Raw genomic sequence first — 23,386 nt, 5'->3', positions numbered from 1 at the left:
GCCCCAAAAGGCTACTTCAGCTGCCCGCCTACCACCCGTTCGATGTCGGCAGTGTCCTTTGCCGCAAAGACTTCGGCAAATTTGCCATTGTCTAAAAAAAGTTTCCTAACCTGTTCAGCCTGGTCTATGCCAACCTCAAGGAGAAGCCATCCGCCGCAAACAAGGTAATCCGTGGCAGCAGCAACGATCTGACGATAGAAATCCAGGCCATCCTTCCCCCCGTCAAGCGCCCCGGCCGGCTCGTAATCGCGGACTTCCGGTTGCAGCGTTTTCAGGTCGTCACTGGGGATATAGGGGGGGTTTGAAACGACCATATGGAACTGCTGCCCTTGAACCGGCTCGAACAGCGAACCGTGCAGCAGTTTTACCGCAACTCCATGGGTATTGCAGTTCTTCTCCGCCACCGCAAGGGCGTCCACGGAAGTGTCAACACCGGTGATAGCGGCACCGGGCAAGGCCTTGGCCAGCGAGATGCTGATGCAACCGCTGCCGGTGCCCACATCAAGGATGCTCGACGTTTTACCGGCCTTTTTACGGTCTCGTTTACCAAAACCTCGGTGTCGTGGCGCGGAATAAGCACCGCGGGTGTCACAGCAAAGTCCAGCCCCATGAATTCCTGGGAGCCCAGGATATACTGGAGCGGCTCGCGACGACCACGGCGGGCGATCATCCCCCGGTAGTCGGCCAGCTCTTTCGGCGTCAGCGGCTTGTCGAAATTGACGTAGAGCCCCATCCGATCAAGGCCGAGCACGGCACAGAGCATCCACTCCGACTCCAGCCGGGCATTTTCCACCCCTTTCTGGGTCAGGAATTCCTTGGTCCAAGTCAGAACCTTTAAAACAGTCCACGTTTCTTGCTGTACCATAAATCAACGACCCCATCGATTCGCGCTCAAAAATATCCAGGTGCAAGGCGCCCGAGTCTGAGGAACTCGATTTTTTCGCTAGGCCAAGGCACCCGAGACGCGACGCGGAGGCTAAGTACCCGCGGGGCATAAACAGCGCTACACCCCACAAGGAGCAACGCCGGCATCGCGGAAAAGGCGAGTTCCTCAGGCGGCTTCGGATTGGGCCTGGAGCGCCTCCATCTGATAATGAGCCCTCAGCGCATCCGCAATCTCGGCAATGTCACCGGCCATGATGGCATCGAGACGGTACAGCGTAAGACCGATCCGGTGATCGGTCATCCTTCCCTGTGGAAAGTTATATGTGCGGATACGCTCGCTCCGGTCACCGCTTCCCACCTGTTGCTTACGGTCTGCAGCCAGTTTGGCATTCTGCTCCTGCAGGATGTTGTCGAGGATGCGGGTTTTTAAAACCTTCATGGCCTTGGCCCGGTTCTTGATCTGGCTTCGTTCCTCCTGGCAGGCCACCACCGTGCCGGTGGGAAGATGGGTAATGCGCACTGCCGAATCGGTGGTATTGACGTGCTGGCCGCCGGCGCCGCTGGAACGATAGACATCTATCTTCAGGTCTGTGGGGTTGATGTCGATATCCACATCCTCTGCCTCGGGCATGATGGCAACAGTACAGGCGCTGGTGTGGATCCGGCCCTGGGCTTCCGTCTCCGGCACCCGCTGCACCCGATGGGTACCCGATTCGTACTTGAGCTTGGCAAAGACCCCTTCCCCCTCGACGGAGGCAACGATCTCCTTGAATCCACCCTTCTCCGACTCGGAGGCAGAAATAACCTCTACGCGCCAGCGGTTGGTCTCGGCGAAACGGCTGTACATGCGAAAAAGGTCGCCGGCAAACAGTGCCGCTTCGTCGCCACCGGTACCGGCGCGGATCTCCAGGATAACACTCTTGTCGTCGTTGGGGTCCTTGGGGAGCAGAAGCAGCTTGATCTCCGATTCCAGCGCATCCCGCTGCTCTTCCAGTGATTCCAGCTCAACCTCGGCCATTTCCTTCATTTCCGGGTCGGCCAAAAGCTCCCGGTTACCTTCGATCTCGCTGACAATTCTTTTATAATTACGGTAGGCTTGGACCAGGGCGGACAGGTCGAAATGTTCCCGCGACAGCTTGCGGAATTCCGGCTGGTTACCCAGCACTACAGGATCGGACAGCAGTGCTTCCAGTTCCTGGTAGCGCCGTTCAAGTTCTTCAATCTTGTCAAAAAGCATCCGACAACCTCAAAATATATATGTTCAACAGTTAAACAACAAGACGGTCATCCTTGTAGCCGGCGTTTACTTCCAGTGCTTCCTCCATGGAACGGATTGCCACCTCAAGCTGGCTGTCGTCCGGCTCCCTGGTTGTCAGGCGTTGCAGGGCCAGTCCAGGAGAGATAAGGAGCTTGACTATGGGCAGATGGTCATGCTTTGCGCTCCATTTGAGAATCTCGTAAGATAAGCCGGCAATCAACGGCAAAAGCACCACCCTTGAGCCCGCCTTGAGATAAAAAGGCCACAGTTTAGGGATAAGGGAAAAAACCAGGATGCTGACCAGCATGACGATTAGCAGGAAACTGGTGCCACAGCGGGGGTGCAGACAGCTGTACTTGCGCACGTTTTCCACCGTCAGATCCTCTCCGGCCTCAAAGGCGAAGATGGACTTGTGCTCGGCCCCGTGATACTGAAAGACCCGCTGAATATCATTCATGCGGGAAATGGAAAAGATATAGAGGATGAACACCGCTACCCTGATGACACCATCCACCAGGTTAAAAATAATGTTTGAATCGCCGATGATGGGGACAAGAAGCTTGGTCAGGTAAAGGGGCAGAATGAAAAAGAGGAGGATGCCGAAGCCGAAGGCCACTGCCATGGTGCCTGCCATGGCCCAGGAAGATATGTCCTTTTTGCCTTCTTCCTTTTCTTCCTCAGCCATTGCCTCGTTTGCAGAAAAATTCAAGGCCGTAATGCCGATGATCAGGGACGAGAACAGAGCCACTGCTCCACGGATGATGGGAAATTTTACCACTGGAAATCGTTCGGAAAGGGGAATAACTTCATCCTTCTTTACCACGATCTCTCCGGATGGACGCCTGACGGCAATGGCCATGGAGCGGGGCGCCCGCATCATCACTCCTTCAATTACTGCCTGTCCACCGATATTTATTTTGCTCATTAAGACCTCACCGCCTTTGGCAGGATTCCCCTGCCACTTACAGGTTATGGAATTTCTCCCTGATTTCTTGAGCCCTGCCGCAGGTCATTTTTCCCTCAGGACATGGCCCGCCTATACAACCTGGACCTGCACTGCGGAAGATAACCGGGGCAATATCACGGACAAGCCTGAGCATCTCAACGGACATGGCCCTGATTTCCCACTGGGCACGTTCGCAACACCTTACGGCAAAAAAGTGCAGCAACTCCCGGGCGTTCATGGTCACAACTATCTTGGTCTCGGTTGCATTGGGCAGCAGGTACCGGGCATCTTCCGCTGGAATTCCTCCATCAACCATCCGGGCATAGCATTCATGCAGCTGACTCATCTGTTCCTGGAACATCTCCAGCATCTCGGCATTTTTGGCAATTTCAGGTGGTACCACCACCGAAAACTGTTCCTTGTGGGAGACATAGCGCTGGGACTGCTGGGAGTAGGAGGCAACTCGATGGCGAACCAACTGGTGGGAAGTTACCCTTGAAATGCCTTCGATACCGAAGGTAAAAGAGGCATGCTCCAGGACCGATTGATGGCCGAGGGACATGATCTTGTCAAGAAAGGAGTCGATATCGCTATTGGTGAGTTTCTGCTTCAGCTCGTCGATGCCCACTTTGGAATAGCAGAGACGCGCAGCAAGAGCTACGGTGAGTTCCGGATCGGGGGTGTGTTGGAGAAGAGCAACCTTCATTGATATCCTTGGCTTGTACTTTTGCAGACCTGCTTAAAAACAGATGAGGGGATTTCGCCATGGACAAAATCCCCTCATAACTCTTCAAGGCTGGGGCCTTGTTACATGCCGTATCTTTTCTTGAACCGCTCGACACGACCAGCGGTGTCAACCAGCTTCTGCTTGCCGGTAAAGAACGGGTGGCAGGCAGAGCAGATCTCCGTCGAAATTTCCGGCTTGGTGGAACGGGTCTGGAAGGTATTGCCGCACAGGCATTTTACCGTAACCTCGTTGTACTTGGGATGAATTCCTTCTCTCATAGCTTCCTCCTTAGCAGGGGCATCCCCCTGAGCTCTTATTTTAATTTGCGAATCGAAAGTAATAAAATTAGCACTATTGATTTAAAGTTTCAAGCTCTTTTTCACTTGCTCATGGAGTCCAGAAATGCCTGATTACTCTTGGTTCCGTCCAGTTTTGAAAGGAGAAATTCCATGCTGTCGACAACATTCATTGGATGGAGAACCTTGCGCAAAATCCAGATGCGGTTGAGGGAGTTCTTTTCGATGAGCAGTTCTTCCTTCCGGGTTCCGGACTTGTTGATATCGATGGCAGGAAAAGTCCGTTTCTCCACGAGCTTGCGATCCAGGTGCAGCTCCATGTTGCCGGTGCCTTTGAATTCTTCGAAGATGACCTCGTCCATCTTGCTACCGGTATCCACCAGGGCAGTGGCGATAATGGTCAACGAACCGCCTTCTTCGATATTGCGGGCCGCGCCGAAAAAGCGTTTCGGCTTATGCAGGGCATTGGAATCCACACCACCGGAAAGAATTTTTCCGGAAGGGGGAATGACGGTATTATAGGCACGGGCCAGACGGGTAATGGAATCAAGGAGGATGACAACATCTCGTTTGTGCTCCACAAGACGCTTGGCCTTCTCGATAACCATCTCGGCCACCTGAATATGCCGCGAAGCGGGCTCGTCAAAGGTTGAGGAAATGACCTCGCCATTGACCGACCGCTGCATATCGGTAACCTCTTCCGGCCTTTCATCGATTAACAGGACTATCAGGAAAACTTCCGGATGGTTTTCGGCGATGGAGTTGGCAATGTTCTGGATAAGCATGGTCTTGCCGGTTCGGGGAGGTGCGACGATCAGGCCGCGCTGCCCCTTGCCGATGGGAGCAATCAGCTCCATGACCCGCGTAGACATGTTGTCCGGCGCACTCTCCAGCTTCAACTTCTCATCGGGATACAGGGGAGTGAGGTTATCAAAAAGGATCTTGTCTCGCGCCACATCAGGAGACTCATGATTTACTGACTCCACCTTGAGCAGGGCAAAATAGCGTTCTCCCTCTTTAGGCGGTCTGATCTGGCCTGAAACCGTATCTCCGGTATGGAGATTGAAACGGCGAATCTGGCTGGGGCTCACATAAATATCATCCGGCCCCGGCAGATAGTTGTAATCCGGCGCCCGGAGAAAACCGAAGCCATCGGGAAGGGTTTCCAGCACCCCCTCGCCAAAGATCATGCCGTTTTTCTCGGTCTGGGCGTTGAGGATGGCAAAGATCAGGTCCTGCTTGCGCAGGCTTGATGCCCCCTCAATGTTCAATCCCTTGGCAATGGCCGCCAGTTCATTGATTTTTTTACCTTTTAATTCTTGTAAGTTCATAGGTCTCCTGCGGTGACGCAAATATGCCTTTGTCGGCAAAACAATACTTCAATAAGCTTTATTTTTTCCACGTGATTACACATAGGAATGAAGGGGGAATGCTGGTCGTCGGAGTTTGTAATTTAATGTTGGGTTCTGCGTCTATGGGGTGTCGGTTTTTCTCGGTATGAGTGCTGAGGCAATATGAAAACTGGGACAATCGAGGATTGATAATTTTATAAACCGCAATTATCGCCTTTGTCAATACAATTTATTGACATTACCACCGACACGTAATATTAAAATAATCTCACATTATTTAAAATCTTCAAGTTACTTTTTCTCCCTATATAACTTTTATTGACGCTTGCCTACCTGCACCATATAATCTTAACACCTTCTGTTTTGAAGGAGAAAAGCCTCTGGTCAACGTACCCATCACAGACCCTGCAGTTCTTGTGGCAATGAGTGCCGGTTTCGCTCGGCAGTCTCAGGCGTGCTCCCCCTGCTCATGAAAGGTCGTTCCTCGCTCGGCCAGGCAGCAGCCACTTTTTTTATTATCATGGCCGCACTGACAGGCCTGGCAGGCGTCGCAGTCTTCTTCATCACCGGAAAAGCTGCAACGTTCAGCGTCTTCGACACATTGCCATTCGGGCCGTGTGATCTCGGCGTTGATCATCTTTCCGCATTTTTTCTCCTGCCGGTGCTCATTGTCTCAACCTGCTGCAGTTTGTACAGCACCAGCTATTGGGCGGCTGATGCCAATCCTAAAACCTGGCGCAGGCTTACTTTCTTTTTCGGCATTCTGACAGCATCGCTTCTGATCCTCATCACTGCCAGAAATGGCATTCTTTTCCTCCTGGCCTGGGAGGTGATGGCATTGTCCGCATTTTTCGTCCTGACCACAGAAGACCATAAACAGGATGTGCAGGATGCGGGACTGCTTTACATGATTGCCACCCATACCGGAACCCTGGCGTTGTTTGCCCTGTTCAGCCTGCTCGGCGTTGCCGCCTCCTCCTACCAGTTTTCAGCCATGGCCGGGCTAACACCGTCAGCCCCGGTTGCCGCCGCCATTTTCTGCACAGCACTTTTCGGCTTCGGCATGAAAGCAGGTCTGATGCCGCTGCACGTCTGGCTTCCTTCGGCCCATGCCTCTGCACCCAGCCATATCTCTGCCATCATGTCAGGAGTCATGATCAAAATGGGCGTCTACGGACTGCTCCGCGTACTCTCCTTTTTCCCCCATCCCCCATGTGGTGGGGCATGACGCTACTGATCGCCGGGATCATTTCAGCAGTCATGGGAGTCGTATTCGCCCTGGGCCAGCATGACATAAAGCGCCTGCTGGCTTATCACAGCATCGAAAACATCGGCATCATCTTCATCGGTATCGGCCTGGCGGTTATCGGCCTGGCGTCCAACCTGCCCCTGCTCTCCCTGCTGGGAATGTCCGGAGCCCTCCTCCACACCTTGAACCATGCCCTCTTCAAATCTCTTCTCTTTCTGGGAGCGGCTCGGTAATTCACGGCAGTCACACCAGGGAAATCGATCTCATGGGTGGATTAGCAAAATCAATGCCATGGACTTCAGCCCTGTTCCTGGTGGGGGCAGTGGCCATCTGCGGCCTGCCGCCGTTGAACGGCTTCGTCAGCGAATACCTGATTTATCTGGGTATATTCAATGGGGTTAATGGGGGAAATGGTGCTGCCGTGCCGGTGATGGCTCTGGCTGCACCGGCCCTGGCTATGGTAGGAGCATTGGCGGTGGCCTGTTTCGTCAAGGTTTGCGGAATTACCTTTTTGGGCACGGCCCGCAACAGTGAAACAACCAGTATTCATGAGGCCGGTTGGCCGATGCGGCTGCCAATGATTGCTTTAGCTTCACTCTGTGCCGTAATCGGTCTCTTTCCACAACTGGCAGCCGGTCTCCTGCAACCGGCCGTCTCCAACTGGTTACCGGTACCGGCCATTAATGGTCAGATGCTTTTCTCTGCCGCGCCCTTGGGGTGGATCACCGCGTTGGGCATGGTCCTGCTGGCAGCAGGGGCTTTCATGGCTTTCAGCCTATTGCGCAAGCCAAGGACTAGCAGACATGCACGCGCGGTAACCTGGGGCTGTGGTTACCTGAGGCCGACGCCTCGCATGCAATACAGCTCCTCCTCCTTTGCCGAGATGATCGTCAAGCTCTTCCGTGGGGTCCTTCACCCCCACATGAAAAATCCAGAGGTTACCGGCGCCGTCCCTGCCAAAACCCGCTTCAGCAGCCATGTGCCCGAGACAGTACTGGAACTGGCAATCATTCCTCTTTTTGTAGCCGCCGATCGCAAGTTCAACCACATCAGAAAGCTGCAGCACGGCCAGTTACCCCTCTACATCCTCTATATTTTCGTTACCCTGTGCCTGCTCCTCACCTGGGCTGTCTGACCTTGCAGCATACTTGTCCATGGCCCTCTTTTTCCTTCTCGCCTTCTGCTTCCGCGCCTTGTCACGCTTCAAATCCGCAGCTGTAGGCTTGCCCGTCGCCCCTTCAATCTTCTCCAGCAACTGGCGCCGGGCCAGGAACCGGTTCAGGGACTGGCTCCGTTCGGCCATGCACTTGACCTCAATGCCGGTCGGTCTATGCCTCAGATAGACACAGGTGGAAGTCTTGTTCACATGCTGCCCACCTTTACCCGAAGAACGGATAAACTGCTCATCCAGATCCTCCTCCCTGACCCCGAGGAGATCCATCTTCTGGCGCAGCCAGCGGTTTTTTTCTTCACTTACGGCAAAGGTGGACATGGGCTTTCATTCTCCCTCATCTGCGGAAAATCAGGCTGGTCCCAACGATGAGAAGCCCCACGCCAACGGCGCGTTTGAAATCGAAGGGGATTTGGCGGAAGCGAAGAGGCCGAAGGTATCGAGAACAAGTCCGGTCAAAAGCTGGGCTGCGATGGTCGCAGCCAGGGCTGCAGTGGTGCCGATACGCGGCACGGCTAGAATGGTCATGGAGACAAAATAAGCTCCCAGCAACCCCCCGGACAGCTCCCACCAGGCAGCCTCCGGCAGGCTTCTGAAGCTGCCGCGCCCCGCCACAAGGGCAACGAGATAAAGAGCCAGAGTGCCCACGGCGAATGAGATGCAGGAACTTTCGAGAAAGCCGATTTTTTGTGCCAGACGGCTGTTGATGGAAGGTTGCATAGCTACGGCGAGGCCGCCGCAGAACATGAGAAAAAAAAGAAGAATATTGTTCATTGTTCCTGAAAATCCTTTCCTGTCCTAACCACCCAGCCTCCGAAAGATGCGCAAAAGCCGTTTCCTGTTCATGGGAAACGGCTTTTGTCGAAATAATTCAAGCTTTCTTCTTCCTCATCACCAGCAGAACCAGGAGCAGGACGATCAGCAGCCCCCCTCCTCCCAATTGAAGGACCAGCGGGTTCTTGTAGAAAGGTTCCGGTGGCGGAGGTGGGGGAGGAACAAATTTTATGGCAGGCCGCGGCGCAGGTTTGGGCGGTTGGGGCGCAGTTGCAGCAACCTTTGCCGAAGATGGAGCAGCCTGGGTAGCAGATATGGGTGTGGTTGCCGGCCGAGGAGCCCCGGGAACAGGGGCAACTGTTCTCTGTGCAACTGCCAGAGTGGTTGGAGGTACTGTCGCAGGCTTAATCGGAGGTGTTGGAGTGGCAGGTTTTGCCGGGACCGGCTTGGCAGGTGCTGCAACTTTCTTTACCGATGAGACCGGCTTCTGGACCGGCATAGCGGCTTTTTTGCTTGTACTTCCTTGTTTCGAAAGCTTTTTCAGGTGTTTTTTCTTCCCTTTCGCCCCGACACCCTTTTTGGTAAAAGTCTTCTTCAGGTCCACTTCGGCGGTGGAAAAATCCAGAAGGACATCCCTGTTGACCAGCACCATGATCTTGCTGCCGGAACGCCACACCTTCTGGCATTCTATGACGGCGCCATCCTTGAGATAAACCTTCCCGGCAGAAGCTGCCGATGCCACTCCTGCTGTAATTGCTGTGAAACAGAGCACGACAAGCAAAAACGACAAATACTTTTTCATTGCTCCTCCTCATCACAAAAGTTCGGCAATTATGCTGCAAAAACAGCGGGAAGGCAACAATCCCGATGTTACTTTTTCTCCGGCCAGTAACTCCCTCCCATCAATGTGGCGGTAATGCTGCCGATCTTGACCTTGGACCGCATTTTCACCGGAATACGCCGCTCGTCATCGGTGAGCCAGATGTGGATATCTCCCGTCTTGCTGAAAATTCCTTCGGTCTTCAAAATCGGCATGATGAGGACAGTTCTGAATTCTCCGAGGTCCGTCTCTACCGTTTCGCGCCTGACCACCTTGACCTGGGTATTGTGCAGCCTCTTGCCGTCGAAAACATCAACGTAAAAAGAGGTGCCGGGCTCCATTTTCTGCATGCGGGCATAGTAGAAACAGGACAGGGAATCATAGGTGATGGGGGTAACAGGGATGGTTGTCCTGGTTTTGCCGAGCAGGTCTTCGATAGCTGCCTGCTGTTGACGGTGGTGGAAATTGACCACCTTATGGCGGCGCGTAGGCCCTTCATGGACTTTTTCAGTGTAGCTGGCAGGCAACCCCAGGGGAAGTTCCGCACTTCCCTTGCCCATCAATGACTCGATCCGGTCATCGACCATAAAGAATGCGGAAAGCCAGGCCGCCGAACGGGCAGTGGAAACCATGCGAAGACTCTCTCCCTCGCGGCTGACCTCCTGGGTAGCGGTTCCCGCCTTGATGCCGCTCCAGCTGATGTTGAAAACCAACCGCTCGGGGATGGTAAAGGCACCGGCAACAGAGGAGGAAAAAAGCAGCAGCGTTACGATGCATGAGCAGACAATGGGGTGCAGGGATTTCTTCATAAGTCCTCTCGTGGGCGCTCAGGTTATCAATAAATATGCCATACAATTTAGAGCATTAACCAACAAGTGACAAGCCGATTCCGGAGGAGTTCCGGGAGTGGTGGGAAAGCACGTGTGCCTGGGGGAATGCAGCAGGGTACGACAAAAAGGTATCAAGCCTGATCTGCAAAATCAGGCACTATGAACACCGGCCCCTGGCGGTGAGAATCGTTGTGTTCCATTTTCAGCCGGTAACGTTCAAACAACATCGGCAGCACATGGCCCCGGTAACCACGATCCATATGCATGCTCCTGATGACCATGTCCTGGATTTGCGCACAGCCGGCAAAGAAGAATGTGAATAGCGCTAACAACAGCAGTTTTTGCGTGGCGGTCATGGCAACCTTTCCCGCATGGATAGCGGCTTGAATTTCAGTGCTGCCGAATTCAGGCAGTAGCGCAACCCGGTCGGCTGCGGTCCGTCCTCAAACACATGGCCGAGGTGGGCATTGCATCTGGCACAGAGAACTTCTGTTCTGCGGGAAAAGAATGATTTATCTTCCCCGGTCCTGATGTTCTCCCTGGCGATGGGCTGCCAGAAACTGGGCCAGCCTGTTCCCGACTCATACTTCGCCTGGGAACTGAAAAGGTCCAGGCCGCAGCAGACGCACTGGTATATCCCCTGGCGGTGGTTGGCGTTGTACTCGTTGGCAAATGGCTTCTCCGTCCCCTTTTTCCGGGTTACCCGAAACTGTTCCGGAGTCAACTGCTTGCGCCATTCGGCATCTGTCTTCTCAACTTTTCCGATCATGACATATCCTTTTCTTTCCACCGAGTAAACTTTTATTTGCGGCGATGGCGCAGTAAAAGCCACGGTGAAGACCAGACTCATCAGGATTAGTTGGAATTTCACGATACCTCCTTGGTCACTAAGCCGGCGTTTCAATTTTACCCCCTGCGACCCCTTTAGCAACGGCCACTGGCGATGCAACTTTTCCTTTCTCTCCACCCAAGGCTGTGGCATAAGTTAGCAAAAAAACTGGAGCAGCCATGATCCACATTACCGATCCCCTTATTGCAAGCTACCTGATGACTCTCCAGCCGGAGGAAGACCCACGCCTTCTCGCCATGGAGGAGAAGGCGGCAGCCATGAATTTCCCCATCATCGATCGGCAGGTGGAAGATTCCTCCACCTTCTCACCCTCCTCAAGCGGCCAAAGCTGGTGGTGGAGCTTGGCTCGGGCTTCGGCTACTCGGCCCTGTGGATTGCCCGTGCCCTGGAAGATGGGGCACGGATAGTGCTGACCGAATATGCAGAAAAGAACCTGGCATACGCCAGAGGAGTCTTTACCGAGGAAGGTCTGGCGGAGAAGGCGGAATTCCGCACCGGCAATGCACTGGAGCTCGGTCAGGAATATGACGATATAGACATCCTCTTTATTGACATGGACAAGTACCTCTATCCAGCGGCTCTGGAAGCCATGCTGCCGCACCTGGCCCCCAAAGCTCTGCTGATCGCCGATAACGCCCTCTGGCGCGGCCGCGTGGTCGAAACCCTGGACACCAAAAGCAATGAACCGGTGAAAAAGTTCAACGAGATCATGTCGCGCCACGATAGTTTTTTCACCACCATACTGCCGGTAGGTGACGGCGTGCTGATCGCCTACCGCATTTCCTGATCTGCCTGCAGCAAGAATCAAAAAATTGACAACCCGATTCGGACGCCATTTTTTGCTCAAGTTAACCATGCCGGGTGACGATAAGCAGAAAAGATAGCTGTACAGTAAAGGGGTGTATATATGGACTCCATGTCAAATACGGACAAGCTTTTCGCAGCTTTTGGCGACATTCAGTCGCAACGGCAGTTGACTGCCAACTACGCCATGAACGGCGCGCTGCAGGCTTTGCAGGATGGCAAGTACGACAGAGCTGCCTCACAGCTGAAAAGGGTCCTCGCGCTCACCCCGGACTCAACCGATGCCTATAAATATCTGGGCATGGCCTATTCCGGTCTGGGAAAATCGAACGACGCCATTGCCGCCTATAAGAATGCGGTCAGGCTTGAGCCCGGTTCCTCTTCGGCCCATAAAGACTTGGGAAATGCCTATCTGGAAGCAAAACGCTACTCTGAAGCAGAAAAGGAGTTCCAGACAACCGCCCGTATCGATCCCACGTCCACCTATGCTCCCTACACCCTGGGATTTCTCTATCTGAACACCGGCCGGGAACAGGAAGCGGAAGCCCAGTTCAGAAAAGTCATCGCCATTGACCGCAGGGATGCCCATGGATACTACGGCCTCGGCATGGCCTACAGCAAAATGGGCAAATACGATGAGGCCATAGAGCAGCTGCAGATGGCGGTCAAAATCGACAAGGACTTCGCGCTTGCCCATTCGGAACTTGGCAAGGCATATGCGGCGACCACGCAAAAGGACATGGCCCAGGAAGAGGTGGAGACCCTGAGCACCCTGGACCCTGCCCTGGCCGATGAACTGGGAGGTATTCTCTTCTCTCCCGCCTTCATCATAAACATTTATCAGAAAAACTCCTTCAACACCATCCTCGGTCCGGGCACCAGGGTCGCCGACCTGGATCCGTCCCTGGCAACCCCTTCGGCTTCTACAGACTTCACCATGGTGCTGCAGTTCAACGCGGAGATGGATGGAGTCTCGGTGCAGAACGTGGCCAACTGGAGCATCTCCAAGGCGGCCGGCGGAACCGGCGGAACCTACAACAACGGCATCACCCTAGATCCCGATGCGGAAATCGCCATCCCTCCCACCCCGCTGATGGTTACCTACGACGCCACCAAGATGCAGGCCACCGTAACCTTCACCCTCTCCCAGAACGAGACCGGCGACGGGGTCTTCGACCCTAGTCACCTGGTCTTCAAGTTCACAGGCACCGATGTCAACGGCAAGACCATGGATCCCAATGCCAATGAATTTGACGGATTCGCCCTGGTACCGTTCTAGCACTGTAGATGACCCTCAAATACAGATACATCAAATTTGACCTCCTCCCTTGAATAATCTCACCCATCTCTTTTCAATTATTTGACACGAAAGAATACGTATAGATTATCTTTGTAAATTCAATACTTATACCTGTGGCACGACAGTTGCTGTTTACCCTCAGACTTTAGGTAAAGGATTTATTGTACATGACGAAATCTGCTACAGCTTTTGCTGATGAGTTGCCTCCCATAACACCCAAGGAGCATCATAATTATGTGGCTTTTTTCCTCACTCTTGCCTGCAACCTTCATTGCAACTACTGCCTTAACCTCCATCAAAACGCCAAACGGTCGGATCAACGGGCAAAGCGGATGCTCTCGGCCGAAGACTGGATCACTGCAGCAAATCGACTGGTGCTGCGAGACGATCTGCCACTCACCCTGCAAGGGGGCGAGCCCACCCTTCACCAGGGGTTTTATCGGTTAGTCAACGAGGCCAGGGAAGAAATCAAAATGGACCTCATGACCAACATGATGTTCGACGTGGATGCGTTCATAAAAAAAGTACCGGTCGGACGTTTTACAAGAAATGCCCCCTATGCCGCCATTCGGGTCAGCTACCATCCGGGGCAGAACGACATAGATGACTTGATCCGCAAGACCCTGAAGATGCAGGATGCCGGCTTCAGGGTCGGGCTCTATGGGATCGAGCATCCAGACCCGGAGATCAGGAAGCACATCCTTGAGATACAGGAGAAGTGCCGCAAGCTGGAACTGGATTTCCGGACAAAGGAATTTCTCGGCAACTATAAGGGGAAACTTTACGGCACCTTCAAATTCCAGGACTGCGTGGATGGCGAAAAAACAAAGCATTGCGAGTGCAGAACCAGCGAAATACTGGTCGATCCCGCAGGCCACGTCTACAAATGCCATTCTGACCTGTACAAAGGCAGGTCACCCATCGCCCATATCCTCGATGCCGGTTTTTCCCAGGAGACCATTGAAGAGTATCGGCCATGCGACCATTTTGGCCACTGCAACCCCTGTGATGTCAAGGTCAAGACGAATCGCTTTCAGGTCTTCGGCCACACCAGTGTCGTGATCCGCAATATCCAAGACAATTTTTCGGTCCCAACGAAAAGGCACCCGACTCCATGAAGAACTATAACTTCGAGGGACATAAACTGGCCTATCACCTGGACCGGGTCAACGAGTACCTGACCTCCGGAGACTGCTTTCCCATCTATATGGAGATCAGCCCGGTGGGCAGTTGCAACCACCGCTGCATCTTCTGCGCCTATGACTTCATCGGCTATCCCAACCGCAGGCTGGAGACCGGCCGGGCCTTGACATTTATCGACGAACTTGCCGAAGCAGGTCTCAAAAGTCTGCTCTTCGCCGGGGAAGGGGAGCCGCTCCTCCATCCCGATTGTGCCGCCATGGTCCGGCGCGCCCGAAGCAACGGCATCGACGTGGGACTCTTCACCAACGGCCAATTGCTGACACCGCAACTGGCCGAGGAAATCCTCCCCCATCTCACCTTCGTCAGGTTCAGCTTCAACGGCGGCACCCCCGACACCTATGCCCGCATCCACCAGGTAAAACCCGAGGTTTTTGCCACCGTTGTCGGGGCTTTAAAGCATGCGGCGGCAATCAGAAAATCAAATTTTCTCGCCACCACTATCGGCGCCCAATTCGTACTCCTCCCGGAGAACCTGGCATCTCTCCAGGAAGCAGCCGCGATCATCAAGGATGCCGGAGCCGATTACCTGGCCATCAAGCCCTTTGTCCAGCAGAGCAGCCGGCAGGGATACCAGATGCAGCAGATCGAGCCTGCTCTTTTGGAAGACTGTCTGGCAGCGGCGGAGGCCGTGTCAAGGGATCATTTCCGCGTCATCGCCAGGAGAGATAGCTTCTCCGGATATGGTCAACGCCGCTATCGCCGTTGTTTCGGCACCTCATTCATCTCAGTCGTCAATTCGGCCGGAGAAGTTGCCTCCTGTCTCCCCTACTGGGACCGGAGCGAATACGTCTTCGGCTCCATTTACGAGCGGCCATTCCGGGAGATCTGGCAGGGGGAAAAACGGCAACGGATAAAGGAGCACTTGGAACAGCTACTGGATGTGGCAACCTGCCCCCCAACTGCCGCCCCAATGCAGTCAACGACTTCCTCTACGACATCAGGTACCCGTCCGTAGAGCATGTGAACTTCATCTGACAGAGGCGCCATGTGCACTAAGATACTCGTCATCAAGCTCGGCTATTCTGAAACCCTGGACCCGGAGATCGGCAAGGTCCCCAGCCTGGGGGACGTCCTGCGGACCACTCCGATCCTCTCGGCGCTGAAAGAGAGATACCAGGACTCCCAGATTACCTGGCTCGTCTCGGAACACGCCGAACCGCTCCTCTACCGCAATCCCCACATCGACCGGCTCCTGGTCTGGGACAATTTCGTTCCCTTCCAGTTGATGAAGGAAAAGTTCGACGTGCTCATCAACCTGGAAAAAATTCCCGGCGTCTGCGCCCTGGCCGACATGATTGACGCCTGGGTCAAATACGGCTTCCGCTTCGAGACCATCAGCGGCAGCTACCATGCCTATGAAAAGGGGCTCGACTTCATCAGCTACATCGAGGGCAAGCATTCGGGAAATGACAAGAGATTCTGGCAGCAAGTGCTGATCGAAATGCTTGGCGTCCAATGGAAAGGACAGGAGTACGTCATCGGTTATGTTCCGAACACGGAGGAAACCTTCGATGTGGGCCTGAACTTCGAGGTGGGGGCAAAGTGGCCGGTCAAGGGTATGCCCATGGCAAAATGGCAGCAATTGGAAAAGCTCCTCATCCGCCATGGATACACCGTCTCCTGGCAGGAGGGACGCAAGAACCTCTTCGAATACATGAACTGGATCAATTCCTGCCGCCTGATCATCTCCAACGACAGCCTGGGAATGCACCTGGCCTTCGGCTTCCACAAGAAGGTCATCGGCCTCTTCGGCCCCACCGATCCCAGCGAGGTCTGTTTCTACACGGGGGGCAAGCTGCTCCGCTCATCCTGCCGGTGTTCCGCCATGCCCTGTTTCGATATAAGGTGCCGAAGCGGCAAAGAGTGCATGGCCCACTTCCAGACCAGAAATATAGCGGCAGCTGCCGCCGAAATATTAGGAGCCCCCTTAGCCCATGAAAACACCTGCTACCGCATCGCAAATTAGACGGACGATCATCGAAATGGCCAACCGCTCCAAGAGCCCCCATGTGGGTTCCTGTCTCTCCTGCGCCGACATTCTGGCCACCCTCTATTGCCGGACCTTGCACCTCGACCCGTGGAGCGAGCGGGACATCTTCATCCTCAGCAAGGGACACGCTGCCATGGCCCTTTATTCGACGCTCCACACCCTCGGCATCCTCAGCGATCAGGATATTGAAGGCTATTACCGGGATAACGGCACCCTGCCGGCCCACCTGGACCGCTCCCCTGAGAAGGGGATCGAAGTCTCGGCCGGTTCCCTGGGGCACGGCTTCAACATGGGGATGGGAATTGCCTACGGCTTCAATAAACAGGCAACGGGCGCAAGGTCTATGCTCTGATCGGCGACGGCGAGACCCAGGAAGGCTCCATCTGGGAAGGGGCGCTCTTCGCGCCGAAGCTCGGCCTCGGCAACTTTACCGCCATCATCGACCATAACAACCTGCAGGGGTATGGCCGCCCCACGGAGATCTGCGCCTTCGAACCCCTCAAGGAAAAGTGGGAAGCCTTCGGCTGGCACGCGCTGGAAGTGAACGGCCATGACCACCGGGAACTCACGGCGGCCCTGGAAGAAGATGCCCATGGCAGGCCTAAGGTGATCATCGCCCGGACGACCAAGGGCAAGGGGGTTTCCTTCATGGAAGACCAACTAATCTGGCATTACTATGTGGTTACCGATGAACACAAAGCCGCAGCATTAAAGGAACTGGCATGAGAAACGCCTTCATCAACACCATCCTCGACGCTTGTGCCGGACGGGACGACATCTTCATCATCAGCGGTGATGCGGGGCTCGGTGTTTTCGATACATTCAAGGACCGGCACCCTGACCGCTTCCTAAACCTGGGGGCAGCCGAGCAGAACATGATCGGTTTCGCCGCCGGGCTCGCCATAACCGGCTACAAAGTGGTGCTCTACAACATCATCCCCTTTGTCCTCTACCGCTGCTACGAGCAGGTGCGCAACGACATCTGCTACCAGGACCTGCCGGTGATTCTGGCAGGCATCGGCAGCGGGGTCACCTACGCCCCCCAGGGCATGACCCACTATTCCATCGAAGATCTGAGTCTGGCCCGCACCATGCCCAACCTGGAGGTTTTTTCCCCCATCGATCCGGTGGAGGCCCGTCTGGCCGCGAAATATGCCCTGTCGGCCCAGGCCCCCGTCTATGTGCGCCTTGCCAAGCGTGGTGAGCCTGATATTCATCGGCAGCAGAACTTGGACATCACCAAGCCTCAGGTGCTGGCCGAAGGAGAGGCCGTCGCCCTCCTCTGCCACGGCTCCATCGGCGAAGAGGCCATGAGGGCCGTGCAGATCCTCCACGACGCCGGCATCCGTCCCCGTGTCCTCTCCGTGCCCATGGTGCAGCCCTTGAACCGGCCGGCCCTCACCGAAGCACTGCAGGGGATCGGGGCGGTGCTAACCGTCGAAGAACATTACCACTCCTGCGGTTTCGGGGCCGCCATGGGTGAATTCCTCAGGGAAAGCGGCCTGGCCTGCTCCCTGACCACCTTGGGTGCGCCTTCCCGCTTTATCCATGAAATTCACGATACTGCCGGCATGCGCAGGCTTTTCGGCATTGACGCCGTATCCATCGCCGCAGCAGTGAGACACTTACTCTGAGGAAGATATGGGAATCTTGAGAAATTACTTCACGCCGCTCCACATAAGCACCAAAAGGGACTACCTGTCCCGCATGTGCGACGACAAGGTGGCGTGCATGAAGGTGGCACGAAAATTCGGCGCGGATTTCTGGGATGGAGAGCGGCGTTACGGCTATGGCGGATTCAAATACGACGGCCGCTGGAAACCGGTCGCGGAAAAGCTGGTCAGGGATTACGACCTGGCCGCCGACGCCTCCATTCTGGACATCGGCTGCGGCAAAGGTTTTCTGCTCCATGAGTTGCGGCAGCTGCTGCCGAAGGCACGTATCGCCGGTTTCGACATTTCCGCGTATGCCATCGCCAATGCCAAGGAAGAGATCCGCACCAGCCTGTTCCTCCACCGCGCCCAGGATCCCCTCCCATTCAAGGACAAGGAGTTCGACCTGGCCATCTCGCTCACCACCCTGCACAACCTGCACCTGCCCGACCTGAAGAAGGCACTGGGCGAAATGGAACGGGTCGGCAAAAGCAAATACATGGTGGTGGAGGGATACCGCACGGAAGAGGAACTCTTCAACCTGCAGTGCTGGGCTTTGACCTGTGCCGCCTTCTTCACCCCCGAAGAATGGGTCTGGCTCTTCAATGAATTCGGCTACAGCGGCGATTACGAGTTTGTATTCTTCGATTAAGGTGCGCAAATGGGCTTACTTTACACCAGAATGAAAATCTTTCACTTCCCGGAGAAGCTCGCCTCATTGCCCGCCTCCTCGGAAAACATCCTCCCCCCGGTGAACGTGCGCATCAAGCCGACCAATGCCTGCAATCACAACTGCTGGTACTGCGCCTACCGCGCTGAAAACCTCCAGTTGGGCCAGGATATGAACCTGAAGGATTACATCCCCAGGGAGAAAATGCTGGAAATCATCGATGATCTGGTGGCAATGGGGGTTAAGGCGGTGACTTTCAGTGGTGGTGGCGATCCCTTCTGTTATCCCCATCTTTTGGAAACGGTTGAGAAGCTGGCTGAGAGCCCGATTAAATTTGCTGCACTCACCAACGGTTCGCGCCTCACTGGCGACGTTGCCAGGGTATTTGCCCAACATGCAACATGGCTGCGTGTTTCCATGGATGGCTGGGATGACGCCAGCTACCGGGATTACCGCGGCTGCCCCGATGGAGAGTTCACCAGGATCATCCACAACATGGAGCAGTTCAAGAAACTGAATGGGCCATGCTATCTGGGGGTTTGCATTGTCGTTGACCACAAAAACTGTCATCACATCTACGAAATGATCAAGCTCCTCCGCAACACCGGCGTCAATAGCGTCAAGGTTTCCCCTTGTATCGTCAGCAACAACGGTCATGAGAATAACGAATACCACGATCCGATCTTTAATACCGTGAAGGACCAGACCGGCAGGGCGATAGCGGAGTATGCCAGTAAAGATTTTGAGATCTTCGATTCCTACCATACTCAACTGGAAACCTTTGCCAAGGCCTACAACTGGTGCCCGTATCTGCAGATTACCCCGGTGATCGGCGCCGACCTCAATGTCTATTCATGCCACGACAAGGCCTATAATCTGGAGGAAGGGTTGCTTGGCTCGATTAAGGAGAAAGGGTTCAGGGAGTTATGGCTTTCGGATAAGAACAGGTTTTACACCATTGACCCGTCAAAAGTCTGCAACCACCATTGTGTAGTGGATGGGAGCAACAAGATGGTCATTGAATATCTGGATGCAGCGCCTGAGCACCTGGAGTTTCTGTGATTTTGCAACAACAACCCATCTTTGTTGTAGTACGTTCAGAGTGGCGAAAGCTGCATGTTGACTGTGGGCACAACAACAGTGAGAGAGCAAAATGAAAAGCTGTAGAAATTTAGAGGCGTCAATAAACATCGGCCCCGACTTTCTCTCCCTCTGTACTTCCGCCCATGCCATGGATGGCCATACACGTTTAGGCTTCAGTGGCACAAAATTCCCAACCGAAGAAATCGTCACTTTTCGGAACCAGCTAACCTATCTAAATCAGCGGGGAACGTCTCCTTGTCAAGATTGTCCGCAATTTGTAGAAAAGAACTGGGCATCAAGCGGGTATTTGATCGACCACCTGGTTATCAACGACTGGCAAGAATGCCATTTACGCTGTGTTTATTGCGTCGATGAAAACTACAATTTCCAGCTACGGAGACATGATCTCCGAGCCATTATCAAGGAGATCATAGATTTCAGGTATCTGAACCCAAGCGGCACAGTTCATTGGGGTGGAGGCGAGGTAACACTTTATGGTGCTTTTCCTTTCGTAGCCGAGTATTTGATGGGTTGCGGTATCCATCAATTTATCAATACAAATGCTATCAAATATTCCCAGTTGATTGCTTTGGGAGCGAGTTCTGGGGTTATTGACCTACAGGTAAGCGTAGATGCAGGGAGCAGAGCCGTTTATGAACGAATCAAAGGCAGAGATTTTTTTGATACTGTCTGGGACAACCTGAGCCACTATGCTCAAACCGGGCCGATTACAGTCAAATATATCGTAATGGACGATAACGCTTCCCAATCTGAGTTGGATGGATTTGTGGAATGCTGCATCAGGGCGGGAATCAGACGGATCATGGTTGTTCCGGAGAATCGTCAGTTTTGCAGCAACCTTATATCCAGCTCTGTCCTTGATGCGGCCGCAGACCTCATCGTTAAAGCACAGCAAAACAACATTACCGTGAACGAGCGGGCGGAGCAATTCGGAGAACAAAATGCTCAACTGATCAGAAATAAAGTATCAAGGTTGAGGGAAAATTAAGCCGTATCATTTGATCTTGAACATCAATGGGAAAGAAATTGAATTTATCCAGTAACCATAACTGCCGCGGTTGTAACAACTTGCTGCAAGGAAAACACTTGGACCTGGGTTTACAGGTGCTGTCCAATCGTTTTACCTCTGCGGCTACCATACCGGAATATACCCATTCCTTGGTGATGGTTGCCTGCAGTTCCTGTGGCTTGCTGCAGTTATCCTCCCCGCCTCCGGTCGCTGAAATTGTGCCGCGTTTCCCTTGGATCATGTACAACGAGCCGGAAGGGCATCTCGACCACCTTGCAGGCCTGTTATGTGATCCAATCAAAACAAAGAAAGAGTGTGTGGCAGCTGGAATCAGCTACAAGGATGACACACTGCTGGAGCGGCTTAGGGAACGAGGTATCCATACCACCTGGCGAATATCTCCGCATGATCTGGGAATGGATGGAAACAAAATCGAAATCGAGACTGTCCAGGAACGCCTGTCACGCGGCAAAACCATTAAAGATATATCTTCTGCACATGAACGGCCGGATATCCTCCTTGTCCGCCATGTCCTGGAACATGCCCACGACACAGGTGCCTTTCTTGCCGCCCTCAAGAAAATTATAAAGCCTGGTGCGCTGATGGCGTTTGAAGCACCTGATTGTACAACTGTTCTGACCACGAAAGATTACAGTGCTATTTGGGAAGAACACGTACTCTACTTCACACCGACTACCCTTCGTGCCTGTCTTGAGTCTCACGGGTTCAAGGTTGAACGAATTGAGAACTACCAGTACCCACTGGAGAATTCTCTGGTGGCATTTGTGAGAGCGGCAACTGACAACTCTGCTGCTCTTACCGTTACAGAAGCAGAAAAGGAAGAAGAACGCACTCTATCCAATGGCTATCTTGCTGCCTTTGCATCCGAAAAGGCACAATATCATCAAGTTCTTAACGAATATAAAAGTCAGGGCAGCAAAATTGCGATTCTTGGCGCCGGTCACCTGACGTGCTCATTCGTCAATCTGTTAGGGCTGCAGGATTTAATCGAGTGCGTAATCGATGATGACCCTAATCGCCAAGGGCTGCACATGCCCGGTTCCCGCCTTCCGATCGTTCCGTCTTCCGTACTTCATAACGGACAGATTGCTCTCTGCCTGCTCGGCCTTAATCCACTGAACGAAGAAAAAGTGATAGCTCGGCACCATCAGTTCCAGGTGAATGGCGGTCGGTTCAGGTCGATTTTCCCGGCAAGCAAGCTCGCTATCAGGAGACATGGTGAATATATCCGTTGTAAACGATGAAGTGCTGTATGCGCTGGATGGCGTCGTCTGCGTAAATCAATCTTATATCGAGGGATTGAAACTGCACGCTGCCGGAAATCCAAGAAAGCGGGCTCGCCTCTGTGCTCATCCAGATGAGACGAATAATCTCCACGAGATGTTGGTAGTACTTGGGAAGGCAAACTACATACGCCCCCATCTTCATACAGGGAAATCAGAATCATTCCACGTCATCGAAGGACGTGCCGATGTCATTTTATTTGATAATGACGGCAAAGCTCTAAAATGCATTGAACTGGGAGAACCTGCATCAGGGCTCTGTTTTTATTTCAGGCTGGATAAAATCCTGTTTCATACCCTGGTTATCCGTTCGGACTATTTTGTATTCCACGAAACCACAAATGGGCCGTTCATTCGAACAGACATGACATTTGCGGAATGGTCCCCCAAGGAAAACGAGATTGAGGCCGGGCAATTGTTTATTCAGAACAAGATTTATGAAATGGGGAAATCTGCATGATCCATACTCTTATCATTGGCGGCACACGCGGTATAGGCAGAGAAACAGCCAAAATCATGCTCTCACAGGGGCACGCAGTTTCAGTTATCGGCAAGCGCCGACCGGAAAAGCAGGACGACGTTACTGGCCATATCAGGTATTGGACTATGGATTTTACGGATGAAGCTCACTTCATCAACATAATTGGAACTATTCTGGAGCGCGGCAAGCTCTCCAATCTGGTTTTTGCCCATCGCTACAAGGGAAATGATGACGCATGGACGGGGGAGTTGCAGACGAGCCTTACGACAACAAAAAGAATAATCGATCATTTGGCAGGCGAATTTACCGACTCGTCCAGCAATTCCATAGTTCTGACCAGCTCCATTGTCAGTCACCTGGTAGCAGACGAACAACCGGTCGGATATCACGTTGCCAAAGCAGGGCTGAATCAGCTGGCCAGATATTACGCGGTTTCCCTCGGCTGCCGTGGTATCAGGGTCAACACGGTATCTCCCAGCATTTTCATAAAGGAAGAATCACGGGAATATTATCAACAAAACCCGGATCTGTGCGACCTGTTCAGCAAAATTACGCCTCTGGGCAGAATGGGTACCGCAGCTGAAATTGCCAGCGTTATCGCATTTCTATGCAGCCCTGCGGCTTCCTTCTTAACTGGTCAGGACATCATCGTTGACGGGGGCATATCGCTTCAAGCGCAGCCATCACTTGCCCGCAAAATTTGACATCGAG

26 protein-coding genes and 2 pseudogenes are annotated in these 23,386 nt (G+C 53.5%); 16 read left to right on the top strand and 12 right to left on the bottom strand.

Annotated features, from left to right (window positions below; genetic code table 11):
* Nucleotides 1-11: 11 nt before the first annotated feature.
* The 6 genes and pseudogenes from prmC to rho all read right to left on the bottom strand — a co-directional run bounded on the left by prmC (nt 12) and on the right by rho (nt 5,443).
* Nucleotides 12-865, bottom strand: a pseudogene (gene prmC, locus JCM15764_RS01630) (peptide chain release factor N(5)-glutamine methyltransferase).
* Nucleotides 866-1,051: 186 nt separating this feature from the next.
* A complete protein-coding gene (gene prfA, locus JCM15764_RS01625; protein ID WP_054691919.1) occupies nt 1,052-2,122 on the bottom strand; it encodes a peptide chain release factor 1 in 1,071 nt (356 codons plus the stop codon).
* Between the two features lie 31 nt (nt 2,123-2,153).
* Entirely contained in the window at nt 2,154-3,068 is a 915-nt protein-coding gene (locus JCM15764_RS01620) for a DUF1385 domain-containing protein (protein WP_054691916.1), read from the bottom strand.
* Nucleotides 3,069-3,105: 37 nt separating this feature from the next.
* On the bottom strand, nt 3,106-3,795 hold the full coding sequence (thyX, locus tag JCM15764_RS01615; RefSeq protein WP_054691913.1) for an FAD-dependent thymidylate synthase: 690 nt from the start codon (nt 3,793-3,795) through the stop codon (nt 3,106-3,108).
* A gap of 101 nt (nt 3,796-3,896) precedes the next feature.
* Entirely contained in the window at nt 3,897-4,094 is a 198-nt protein-coding gene (rpmE, locus tag JCM15764_RS01610; protein ID WP_012645775.1) for a 50S ribosomal protein L31, read from the bottom strand.
* A gap of 101 nt (nt 4,095-4,195) precedes the next feature.
* The gene (gene rho, locus JCM15764_RS01605) at nt 4,196-5,443 is read right to left on the bottom strand and encodes a transcription termination factor Rho (RefSeq protein WP_054691910.1); all 1,248 of its coding nucleotides are present in this window, start codon (nt 5,441-5,443) and stop codon (nt 4,196-4,198) included.
* A 490-nt stretch (nt 5,444-5,933) separates the two neighbouring features.
* Between rho and JCM15764_RS27655 the strand changes: the two are divergent.
* Nucleotides 5,934-7,848: pseudogene (locus JCM15764_RS27655) on the top strand (proton-conducting transporter transmembrane domain-containing protein).
* Here JCM15764_RS27655 and JCM15764_RS01595 read toward each other — a convergent pair.
* From JCM15764_RS01595 to msrB, 6 genes are all read right to left on the bottom strand, one after another.
* Nucleotides 7,786-8,205, bottom strand: coding sequence for a peptide chain release factor family protein (locus JCM15764_RS01595; protein ID WP_054691907.1), 420 nt, complete (start codon nt 8,203-8,205; stop codon nt 7,786-7,788). The pseudogene JCM15764_RS27655 and the gene JCM15764_RS01595 sit on opposite strands and share 63 nt — an antisense overlap.
* Before the next feature lie 30 nt (nt 8,206-8,235).
* Nucleotides 8,236-8,658 carry a DMT family transporter gene (locus JCM15764_RS01590; RefSeq protein ID WP_243688143.1) on the bottom strand — a complete coding sequence of 141 codons (423 nt, stop codon included), beginning with the start codon at nt 8,656-8,658 and terminating at the stop codon, nt 8,236-8,238.
* A gap of 97 nt (nt 8,659-8,755) precedes the next feature.
* On the bottom strand, nt 8,756-9,460 hold the full coding sequence (locus JCM15764_RS01585) for a hypothetical protein (RefSeq protein ID WP_054691904.1): 705 nt from the start codon (nt 9,458-9,460) through the stop codon (nt 8,756-8,758).
* A gap of 68 nt (nt 9,461-9,528) precedes the next feature.
* Nucleotides 9,529-10,287, bottom strand: coding sequence for a DUF3108 domain-containing protein (locus JCM15764_RS01580; protein ID WP_054691903.1), 759 nt, complete (start codon nt 10,285-10,287; stop codon nt 9,529-9,531).
* Nucleotides 10,288-10,439: 152 nt separating this feature from the next.
* The gene (locus JCM15764_RS01575; RefSeq protein ID WP_054691900.1) at nt 10,440-10,664 is read right to left on the bottom strand and encodes a hypothetical protein; all 225 of its coding nucleotides are present in this window, start codon (nt 10,662-10,664) and stop codon (nt 10,440-10,442) included.
* A complete protein-coding gene (gene msrB, locus JCM15764_RS01570; protein WP_243688142.1) occupies nt 10,661-11,179 on the bottom strand; it encodes a peptide-methionine (R)-S-oxide reductase MsrB in 519 nt (172 codons plus the stop codon). The genes JCM15764_RS01575 and msrB overlap by 4 nt, the downstream gene beginning before the upstream one ends.
* Before the next feature lie 137 nt (nt 11,180-11,316).
* Between msrB and JCM15764_RS21135 the strand changes: the two genes are divergently transcribed.
* The 15 genes from JCM15764_RS21135 (at nt 11,317) to JCM15764_RS01505 (ending at nt 23,379) form a co-directional block, all read left to right on the top strand.
* Nucleotides 11,317-11,565, top strand: a complete 249-nt coding sequence (locus JCM15764_RS21135) for a hypothetical protein (protein WP_243688141.1) — start codon at nt 11,317-11,319, stop codon at nt 11,563-11,565.
* Nucleotides 11,490-11,945 (top strand): O-methyltransferase, encoded by a 456-nt coding sequence (locus tag JCM15764_RS01565; RefSeq protein WP_243688140.1) that lies wholly within the window; start codon nt 11,490-11,492, stop codon nt 11,943-11,945. The genes JCM15764_RS21135 and JCM15764_RS01565 overlap by 76 nt, the downstream gene beginning before the upstream one ends.
* Before the next feature lie 120 nt (nt 11,946-12,065).
* Nucleotides 12,066-13,241 (top strand): tetratricopeptide repeat protein, encoded by a 1,176-nt coding sequence (locus JCM15764_RS01560; RefSeq protein WP_054691897.1) that lies wholly within the window; start codon nt 12,066-12,068, stop codon nt 13,239-13,241.
* Between the two features lie 188 nt (nt 13,242-13,429).
* Complete coding sequence (locus tag JCM15764_RS01555) at nt 13,430-14,380, top strand: radical SAM protein (RefSeq protein WP_054691894.1); 951 nt, start codon at nt 13,430-13,432, stop codon at nt 14,378-14,380.
* On the top strand, nt 14,377-15,420 hold the full coding sequence (locus JCM15764_RS01550; RefSeq protein WP_243688139.1) for a radical SAM protein: 1,044 nt from the start codon (nt 14,377-14,379) through the stop codon (nt 15,418-15,420). Before JCM15764_RS01555 ends, JCM15764_RS01550 begins: the two co-directional genes overlap by 4 nt.
* Before the next feature lie 30 nt (nt 15,421-15,450).
* Nucleotides 15,451-16,431: a glycosyltransferase family 9 protein gene (locus JCM15764_RS01545; protein ID WP_054691892.1), complete on the top strand. Its 981-nt coding sequence runs from the start codon at nt 15,451-15,453 to the stop codon at nt 16,429-16,431.
* Nucleotides 16,400-16,807, top strand: a complete 408-nt coding sequence (locus JCM15764_RS25820; protein ID WP_279384198.1) for a thiamine pyrophosphate-binding protein — start codon at nt 16,400-16,402, stop codon at nt 16,805-16,807. Before JCM15764_RS01545 ends, JCM15764_RS25820 begins: the two co-directional genes overlap by 32 nt.
* A complete protein-coding gene (locus JCM15764_RS25815) occupies nt 16,804-17,181 on the top strand; it encodes a thiamine pyrophosphate-binding protein (protein ID WP_369412221.1) in 378 nt (125 codons plus the stop codon). Before JCM15764_RS25820 ends, JCM15764_RS25815 begins: the two co-directional genes overlap by 4 nt.
* Nucleotides 17,178-18,089 (top strand): transketolase family protein, encoded by a 912-nt coding sequence (locus tag JCM15764_RS01535; protein WP_054691889.1) that lies wholly within the window; start codon nt 17,178-17,180, stop codon nt 18,087-18,089. Before JCM15764_RS25815 ends, JCM15764_RS01535 begins: the two co-directional genes overlap by 4 nt.
* Nucleotides 18,090-18,096: 7 nt before the next feature.
* A complete protein-coding gene (locus tag JCM15764_RS01530; RefSeq protein ID WP_054691886.1) occupies nt 18,097-18,759 on the top strand; it encodes a class I SAM-dependent methyltransferase in 663 nt (220 codons plus the stop codon).
* Nucleotides 18,760-18,768: 9 nt separating this feature from the next.
* Nucleotides 18,769-19,839, top strand: a complete 1,071-nt coding sequence (locus JCM15764_RS01525) for a radical SAM/SPASM domain-containing protein (protein ID WP_054691883.1) — start codon at nt 18,769-18,771, stop codon at nt 19,837-19,839.
* Nucleotides 19,840-19,930: 91 nt separating this feature from the next.
* Entirely contained in the window at nt 19,931-20,869 is a 939-nt protein-coding gene (locus JCM15764_RS01520; protein ID WP_243688138.1) for a radical SAM protein, read from the top strand.
* Between the two features lie 26 nt (nt 20,870-20,895).
* Entirely contained in the window at nt 20,896-22,155 is a 1,260-nt protein-coding gene (locus tag JCM15764_RS01515) for a methyltransferase domain-containing protein (RefSeq protein ID WP_279384197.1), read from the top strand.
* Nucleotides 22,127-22,654 carry a WbuC family cupin fold metalloprotein gene (locus JCM15764_RS01510; RefSeq protein ID WP_054691873.1) on the top strand — a complete coding sequence of 176 codons (528 nt, stop codon included), beginning with the start codon at nt 22,127-22,129 and terminating at the stop codon, nt 22,652-22,654. Before JCM15764_RS01515 ends, JCM15764_RS01510 begins: the two co-directional genes overlap by 29 nt.
* Nucleotides 22,651-23,379, top strand: a complete 729-nt coding sequence (locus JCM15764_RS01505; protein WP_054691870.1) for an SDR family NAD(P)-dependent oxidoreductase — start codon at nt 22,651-22,653, stop codon at nt 23,377-23,379. Before JCM15764_RS01510 ends, JCM15764_RS01505 begins: the two co-directional genes overlap by 4 nt.
* Nucleotides 23,380-23,386 lie beyond the last annotated feature (7 nt).

Source organism: Geotalea toluenoxydans JCM 15764 (genome assembly GCF_001311985.1).
GTDB classification, from domain to species: Bacteria; Desulfobacterota; Desulfuromonadia; order Geobacterales; family Geobacteraceae; genus Geotalea; species Geotalea toluenoxydans.
The sequence above is the reverse complement of the archived record's forward strand: the minus strand, read 5'-3'. Positions and strand labels throughout refer to the sequence as shown.